Genomic DNA, 8,687 nt, shown 5'->3' with positions numbered 1-8,687 from the left:
CGACCCGTTACGCCAAAAACAGTGCATCGTTTCTTGCCGCAGTCCAAATCCGCTGCCTTGCTCTTTGGTTGAGTATTTCATGACGACGCCATCTAGGAGCTTTTAACGGGCTACCTGTCCAGTGCCCCTGCCATGCAGGTGGCACTATTCTGAATATCTATTTTTTCTTCCCGACAATCTGGCTTACCAGCACTAGGATGCCAATCAGAAAATAGGCAATAAAAACCCCAACCAACCATTGCGGCATATCCAGTGTTAAAAATTCCCACTGTTTTATTGAACAATCCCCGTATGCATTAAACACCGAAGGCAGCCAGCTGTTTAATGGCAACCAAGACGGGAAACTGACAAAAAATTCACAGGTATTAAACGGAGAAGGATGTAATTGCATCATGGTATGATCCCAGGCAAGCCGCAATCCTTGCCCTGCGCTGTAAATCCACAGCAGGATTGCCAGCCAGCGCAGAGGGGTTTTAGGTGCGATGGCACCCAGTAATGCCGCCCCTAAAATACCGAACAGTGCAACCCGCTCATAAATACACATCACACAAGGTTGCAACAACATCACATGTTGAAAATAAAGAGCCGTTGCTTCCAGGATAAGGGCTGTCAACGCCATTAATAGCCAAATACCTCGCCCTTGAGAGCTTTGTTTTAAAAATTGAAACATTTTTTCTTTCCATTTTTCAAGATAGGTGATTGGCTTATTGTGCCGTTTCGCTGGACATAAAAAAATAAAATTAAAATAAATCGGACTATTTTTCAGGGAATTCTTCAGGGAATAAATGAATAAAAAAGCCGGATAGTGTTGTTTTATATACTATCCGGCAGGGCGTAACATTAAATTTGGTCAATCAGTAAAGCGGAGTGATCAAACCGAGTCGGGTGAGATATTCAGTGGCAGGGACAAGCCAGAACTCGACGCACAGCAGACCCACTAACGTCATCACAATGGTATAAGGCAATGCCATCATCACCATCCGACCATAAGAGAGACGAATCAACGGAGAGAGGGCAGAGGTCAGCAGGAACAGGAACGCAGCTTGTCCGTTTGGTGTTGCCACGGATGGTAAGTTGGTACCGGTATTGATGGCAACGGCTAAATATTCATACTGTTGCTGCGAAATCAGACCACTTTTCAGGGCAATCAGGACTTCATTAATGTAAACCGTACCGACAAAGACGTTATCAGAAACCGCAGAAAGCAGCCCGTTGAACAGATAGAATAAAGAGAGCTGTGAAGCGGGTGACGATTGCAGAACAAACTGAATAAATGGCGTAAACAATTGTTGATCAATAATGACGGCAACTACGGAAAAAAATACCGTTAATAATGCGGTAAATGGCAGGGCCTCTTCGAACGCTTTACCCAGTGCGTGTTCTTCATTAATACCACAAAATGCAGTTGCCAGAACAATCACTGACAGGCCAATCAAACCGACTTCAGCTAAATGGAAAGCCAATGCGACGATCAGCCAGATACCGATCAATGCCTGAACAACAAGCTGGGCTTTCTCTTGGCGGGTACGTTTTCCACTGGTTTTTTTGTCGTAGTCTTCTAAAACAGAACGAACGCGCTCAGGCAATTCAGCACCGTATCCAAACAATTTAAAGTGTTCGACCAACAAACAAACCACCAGACCACAAAGAAACACGGGAATGGTCACGGGTGACATACGGATGAAGAAAGTGACAAAATCCCAACCAACGTGTTTAGCGATAATCAGATTTTGTGGTTCACCTACCATGGTCATCACACCGCCCAGCGCGGTACCAATACCTGCATGCATCATCAGGCTGCGCAGGAATGCGCGGAACTGTTCCAGCGTCTGTTTTTTATCTTCACTATCAATGAATTTATCATCACCCAGTTCAAAATTGCCATTTTGGGAAAGGAATTGGTGATAGATAGCGTAAAACCCGACTGAAACACTGATAACGACGGCAATGACCGTCAGAGCATCAAGGAAAGCGGATAAGAAAGCACTTGCCAGACAGAATGCCAGTGCCAGCATTTTTTTGGAGCGGATGCTCAACAGTAGCTTCGTGAAAACAAACAGTAGCAGTTGTTTCATGAAGTAAATGCCTGCAACCATGAATATCAGCAATAAAATAACTTCCAGATTGTTGCTGATTTCATGGCTTATTTGTTTTGGCGAAGTCATGCCGATGATAACCGCTTCAATAGCAAGTAACCCGCCGGGTTGCAAAGGATAGCACTTTAATGCCATTGCTAATGTGAAAATAAATTCAACAACTAGCATCCAGCCAGCAACAAAGGGGCTGACAAAAAAGTAGACCAGAGGATTGATGATAAGAAAGACGATGATCGCCAGTTTGTACCAATCCGGCGAATTGCCGAGAAAGTTTTTCACCACTGCACGTCGAATACTGATTTCCATTATTATTAATAATCCTCTTTGTGGGTATGTGGAACAAATCTAAACAGCAATAACTAAATATATTGATATATACCCGTCGTATTTCAAGTTGCAGCTTTGTTGGCTGCGCTCACTCACCCCAGTTACATAGTTAGCTATGCTCCTGGGGATTCTATTCCCTTGCCGTCGCGCCGCATCTTGAAATCCATTGGTATAGTAAGTTCAACACAATATCAATTTAAGGGTATTAGCACATGATTGATTCACGAATGATTGCATTTTTTATGAACCCTTTCACTCTTTCGTGGTTTATTCATCAGGTAACTATGTCGAACAAGCACATTCTGGTATGATCAGTCGCTATTATTAGCCAGGAAAACTGCTTTGGAATAATTAAAATTATGGTAATTAAGGCTCAAAGTCCTGCGAGTTTCGCGGAAGAGTATATCATTGAAAGTATTTGGAATAATCGCTTCCCACCCGGTTCCATCCTGCCAGCAGAACGTGAATTATCTGAATTGATCGGTGTCACCCGTACGACTTTGCGTGAAGTGTTGCAGCGCCTTGCCCGTGATGGCTGGTTAACTATTCAGCATGGAAAACCAACAAAGGTAAATAACTTCTGGGAAACATCCGGTCTTAATATTCTGGAGACATTGGCGCGTCTTGACCATGATCGCGTTCCCCAGTTAATTGATAACCTATTGGCAGTACGTACCAATATTGCAGCTATCTTTATTCGTACTGCGTTCAGGCATAATCCTGAAAAATCATTGGAAGTTTTGGCGGAAAAGGAAAATGTGGAGGATACTGCGGAGTCTTTCAGCGCTGTGGATTATGATATTTTCCGTGGTTTGGCTTTTGCCTCAGGAAACCCGATTTATGGTTTGATTATCAATGGGTTGAAGGGGTTATACACTCGCGTTGGCCGTTATTACTTCTCAAGCCCTGAAGCACGTCATCTGGCATTGACTTTTTACCAGCAGTTGAGTTCACTGTGCCGGGAAAAATCTTATGACAACATCATGGATTGTGTGCGTAATTATGGCAAAGAGAGCGGGCTTATCTGGCACGGTATGCAGGGTGCTATGATCAACGATTTAACCGAAGCACGCCTCGGCTGATTGTACTCTTTATTTTTTATTTGTGGTGTTGCTGATTGCGTTTTTTCCCTTGCTGCATAGTTAACTGTGTAGCAGGGTTTTATGTTTTATCTTTTCTTTGAAAATCCTTGAAGTCTGTTTCGTTCCCGGAAACAAGCATCTCTACCATTACAACATCAATAAAGTGCAGAGATTGGGTGACAAAACCATTATAATTAATTTTTTAACTTACTTAATCAGTTTAATGTGTGAATTAAAACATGATGAAGCCAAAAGAATTTTACTGTTGCATTGATGATTTTTATTAAAACTGATTCTTTTTAGATATCAATGATGAATTAAAAATAGGCTAAATTAACTTCAGTTTCCTTAAATTATTCCATGCCATTATATAAGTTCCTGTGTTTATATTTCTATTCTTATCAAGAACTAATCGTCAGTTGGTTTTCCTCAGTCAAGTCAAGAAAAAACAGTATCCTTTGCTGAGGATGTGATAACTATTTTGAATGATGCTAATTTAAATTTAGCACTATTATTTAATAAGAAAAAAAATAAGTTCATAAGAAACAAATAAGTTCTGTTAAATAAATTTTCAAAAATAGTGTGACATTACTTTAAACCTTATTTGATGAGATAAAGAATGAGTTAAAAGTCATCATCTGATATAAAAATTCCTGAGGAGATTATTCATGCCATCCTACATAAGGAAAATGATCTGTTTTTTTATTTTTTTCTATGTGTTATTGATACCTTCTACAATAATTAACGCGCTAGCAGAAGATAATATAAAACCTGATACATTGTATGATCATTTAGAAAAAACTGATGATACTTCAGAACTTGTCACGTCACATATCATTGGCAGCAGTGTCAAAACTGTAAGTCATATTTTATCTTCTTCACCTTCAGAACTTGCAAAACAAGCAACATCTTATGCTTTGGGGAAATTTAATGGTTCCTTATCTTCAGAGGCTCAAAAATGGTTATCGCAGTTTGGTACTGCCAGAATAAACTTTGGGTTAAATAGAGAATTTACACTGAAAAATAATTCCCTCGATATACTAATGCCTCTTTATGATAACAAGACCGATTGGCTGTTTTTTTCCCAATTGGGTTATCGCAACAGAGATAGCCGGAATACGATTAATCTGGGTTTAGGTAGCCGCTATTTTTATCAGAACTGGATGTATGGATTAAATACTTTTTATGATCATGACCTTACTGGAAAAAATCAGCGTTTGGGATTGGGGGGAGAAATCTGGGGAGATTATATTAAACTCTCCGCTAATACCTATTACCGTTTAAATGATTGGCAAAAATCACGAAACTTTCAAGACTATCACGAACGTCCTGCCAATGGTTATGACATTAATGGGGAATTTTTCTTGCCTGCTTATCCGAGTCTGGGGATGAAACTGACATATGAGAAATATTTTGGTGATAACGTAGCTTTATTTAATCTTGATACCAAGCAGAAAAACCCCAGCTTGGCTACATTTGGTTTGACTTATACTCCGGTACCATTATTTACAATGGGGGTGGATTATAAACAGGGAGAAAGTGGTCATACTGAAACACAGTTTTTGGCAAACTTAAATTACAAATTTGGGGTGCCTATTAGTACTCAACTATTACCGGCCAATATGGCTTCGATGCGGACATTGGCAGGTAGCCGTTACGATTTGGTGGAAAGAAATAATCATATTATTTTGGATCATCAAAAAATAAAAAAGGAAGAACTGATATCACTGGAACCTATTATCGGATACGGGCATCAAGATATAACAGTCAATGTACCAGTCCCCCAGGGTTCTGATATTAAACAGATTCGTTGGGATGTCACGGATAAAGCATTTCAGAATAATCGGGGTAAACTTTCTTCTGACTTAGGTAAGAGCAATATCATTACTCTTCCCAGCTATCAAGAAACGCATGAAAATGCTTACATGCTCGATATATTGCTGACAGATAGTCAGGGAAAAGAACAACTCGTTCAGGTTCCCATGAAAGTTTTGCCTTTTATGATAGATGGAAAAGTGAAGATCATTCCCCCTGAATCTCCGGAATCAACAGGCAATAAAGAAAATGGATATACCTTTGATTCACCTGTTATTACTTATAAGGGTTCACCATCAGGAAAAACGGTAAATAATGCCCGAATTGATAAAGTGATCTGGACAACCGAACCTGCTTTAGGTAGTGATTCTGGCTTGGCGTTTACATGGAATAATCAATCTGCCAAAACAAATGAAAAGGGACAATTAACCGATGAGAAAGGGCAATTAGTACATAATATTTTGTCCAGCCAAAAACCGTATGACAATGTAGATGTTTATATACAGCTGGATGGTGCTCCACGGCAAAAAATAGGGTCAGTGGTGTTTAGCAAGAATAAATCTCACGAATACCAGGTTAAAAACATCGCGGTGGATAATAAAGGCCCGCTTATTGCCAACAGTAAAAATACCTACATCTATACGGCCTATATCGTCGACGGGAATGGCAAAGCGGCGCCCGAAGGTCAGAAGATTACCAACATTCACTGGGGTAAGAATAATGATACCGCCGGGCTTAAATTTACGTTTAAAAATGGTGTGGATAGCACAGGGCCTGACGGAACACTGACGGCAACACTGAACAGTACGGCGGTTGTCGATGATGTCGTGGTTTCGCTTTCTGTAGAAGAACAGAAAACCCCCGTTTCAGCCAAGCCTGTCGCGTTTATTGCAGATAAATCAAGTTACCATATTGATGGTGGCCTGACCGTTAGCCCTGAAGGTCCTTTAACTGTAGGTGTTGGAAAATCTTATACCTTTAAAGCGACTATTGTTGATCGTGAAAATAAGCGGGTACTCAGTCAGCCAATTGATGGCGTTATTTGGAAAGCCAAAGATGACAAAGGGCAAGATGTTACATTAACCACACAAACAACGAAGACGAATGAAAAAGGAGAATTGATCGCAACATTGAACAGTGATGTTCCGGTTAATGATGTCGTGGTTTCGCTTTCTGTAGAAGAACAGAAAACCCCCAAGAAATCCGAAGCTGTTTCTTTTATACCGGATATACAAGATTTAGATATAGATATCAGCATCTCTCCGACAGGATCACTAACGGCTAATAATTCTGATGAATATATTTATACAGCTACAATTACTGATAAAAAAACAAATAGTAAACTGTCAAATTATCAGTTTAATTAAGTAGAATGGACTGTATCAGGAAGTATAGCAGGTATAACTGTAACTAAAGATTCAGACACTACAGGTTCAGGAGGGAATTTAGTTGCAAGGGTAAAAAGTAATGTAGGTATTGATGATTTTAGTGTGAAGTTAACCATTAATAAAAAAATAAGTAAAGCTAGCGATAAAAGAACTTTTAACCCTGTTCCAAAAAAAGCAGAAATATTTCTATATAATAACCTGAATTCTTCTGTTAATAGTGATAATAACAATGTAATAATTTCTACTAATTTCCCCTCTCCTGTTAATGCCTTTAGTTCTTTAAGTGGAGCACTAAGAAATTCGGCTGGAAAAAAAATCACAAAATCAGAAAATCATTCAGTTACTTTTTCCTCAACCAACCCAGATATAACTTCTATTGATTCAGATACTGGTGAAATATCCTTTTATAAGTCAGGTAACGCTACGTTATCTGCCACAATAATAAACAAAAGTAATGGCATAAAAGAGACATATGCTTATACCACAAAAGTTAAAAGATATTTCAAACAAGATCCAATTAATCTGGATATTCAATGGGATTCTAACACAAACTGTGAAACTAATGGCTTTGTTACACCAAGCTTAAAGAAAGACATTGTTAATAATAATGAAAATGACGCCACAGTGTTATCGGTGGAATTTCCAAATATTAGTTTATGGAATTTGCTACCAACGGGTAATGACACTGGTAACGCTAATAGCTATGATACTATATTCTTTTTTGTTTTGGGTGAGGATGGTTCTTATCTAAGTTATAACTCTGAGGATAAGAGTACGCGACCAGCCAGTGTAGGAGGTGCGTATCTACTTTGCGTATTTAAATAAATAATGTTGGTAGGTTGTTGCATTAATGAAGTTTTTTATTAATGCAACAAACCTAAATATATCTATCTTTAATGCCATAGAGTATTATATTAATTGTTAATTTATTTGATCTTCTTGATTATAAGTAAAGCGAATATCTTTACTCTTATCTAAAGGGAACGTTATTTTTATAATAGGTAATAGTATACCGGTAGATTGATAAAAATCTTTTTGATCATGTTGAGCATCTTGTAATCCATTATTTTGATAAAAAAAAGCTTCTATAGGTAATTTTTCAGGAATATCTTGCTCCCAAATAGCCAAAACCAATTCATTGTTTAATGGAAAATCAATAAGTGAGTGAACTTTAATAGCCTGCATAAATATATCTGCACTGCCATCACCAGTCACATCAAAACAACATTGAGCAGCACGATTAGAATAATTGACATTTATGTAATTATTAACCCATTGTTCTGCTGTAGTAATATTTTGTTGCTGACAAGGTACACTATTTTGGTATCCAAAATAAGTACCACATCCTCTATCATCTCTGGCATCTGTGCCTCCATCAATAGGAAAATAGCAGAGAATTTCAGGATTTATTTTAGTATTATCAGTATTTTCAAGATATGGATAAAAAATATAACCATTATGATGATCAACTTCTAATTCAATAATTCTAATATCAGATCTTAGATAAGAAAATGAAACACTTCCCTTTCTTTGAGAAATTGGACTAGGATTCCATGAGTGATATTCATCTGATGCGACAGTTCCTCTTATTAATACTCCTGAGCATAAAAATACCGGAAGTCCATCATCTCCACAAGATATTTGATTATCAAAATACCTTTGAGTTATTTTTTTCGCGACATCGTACCCTGTATCTGAATTAGCATTAGCGATAGGAATAAAAAATGCCATATACAGAAATAATTTAATAATTAATTTTACTTTTCCCATAATATTTACCTTTAATTTTTTTAGTTCTGATGAAATTTGTTAAGGTTTAAAAAATATTGGCGCATAGGGCATATAGATAACTAATGCAATAAGAATGTCTATGAATATATTTGCTTCTTGGATTCGCCTAATAAGTGCAATTTCTAAGAAAGGCGGTCAGTTGCTATAGTAGGCATCTTTCTCGCCAAAGGAAAATGCGCTATGGCCTA

At 38.1% G+C, this 8,687-nt stretch carries 6 protein-coding genes and 1 pseudogene; 4 read left to right on the top strand and 3 right to left on the bottom strand.

What is annotated here, in order from left to right:
• Window positions 1-83, top strand: a pseudogene (locus tag BM329_RS14555) (IS5/IS1182 family transposase); the annotation flags it as partial.
• Between the two features lie 74 nt (window positions 84-157).
• Here BM329_RS14555 and dsbB read toward each other — a convergent pair.
• Together dsbB and nhaB are read right to left on the bottom strand one after the other, a co-directional pair.
• Complete coding sequence (gene dsbB / locus BM329_RS13565) at window positions 158-670, bottom strand: disulfide bond formation protein DsbB (protein WP_092554199.1); 513 nt, start codon at window positions 668-670, stop codon at window positions 158-160.
• Window positions 671-854: 184 nt separating this feature from the next.
• On the bottom strand, window positions 855-2,402 hold the full coding sequence (gene nhaB / locus BM329_RS13560) for a sodium/proton antiporter NhaB (RefSeq protein WP_092554196.1): 1,548 nt from the start codon (window positions 2,400-2,402) through the stop codon (window positions 855-857).
• Window positions 2,403-2,782: 380 nt separating this feature from the next.
• On the opposite strand from nhaB, the gene fadR reads away from it, so the two are divergent.
• From fadR to BM329_RS13545, 3 genes are all read left to right on the top strand, one after another.
• Complete coding sequence (gene fadR, locus BM329_RS13555) at window positions 2,783-3,505, top strand: fatty acid metabolism transcriptional regulator FadR (RefSeq protein WP_092554193.1); 723 nt, start codon at window positions 2,783-2,785, stop codon at window positions 3,503-3,505.
• A 668-nt stretch (window positions 3,506-4,173) separates the two neighbouring features.
• Entirely contained in the window at window positions 4,174-6,687 is a 2,514-nt protein-coding gene (locus BM329_RS13550; protein ID WP_092554190.1) for an inverse autotransporter beta domain-containing protein, read from the top strand.
• A gap of 123 nt (window positions 6,688-6,810) precedes the next feature.
• Entirely contained in the window at window positions 6,811-7,533 is a 723-nt protein-coding gene (locus BM329_RS13545; protein WP_092554187.1) for a hypothetical protein, read from the top strand.
• Window positions 7,534-7,629: 96 nt separating this feature from the next.
• On the opposite strand, the gene BM329_RS13540 is transcribed toward BM329_RS13545, so the two are convergent.
• A complete protein-coding gene (locus BM329_RS13540) occupies window positions 7,630-8,478 on the bottom strand; it encodes a hypothetical protein (protein WP_092554184.1) in 849 nt (282 codons plus the stop codon).
• Window positions 8,479-8,687 lie beyond the last annotated feature (209 nt).

The organism is Xenorhabdus koppenhoeferi (genome assembly GCF_900116635.1).
Taxonomy (GTDB): Bacteria; Pseudomonadota; Gammaproteobacteria; order Enterobacterales; family Enterobacteriaceae; genus Xenorhabdus; species Xenorhabdus koppenhoeferi.
Note: the sequence above shows the minus strand (reverse complement) of the source record. Positions and strands in the feature narration are given on the sequence as shown.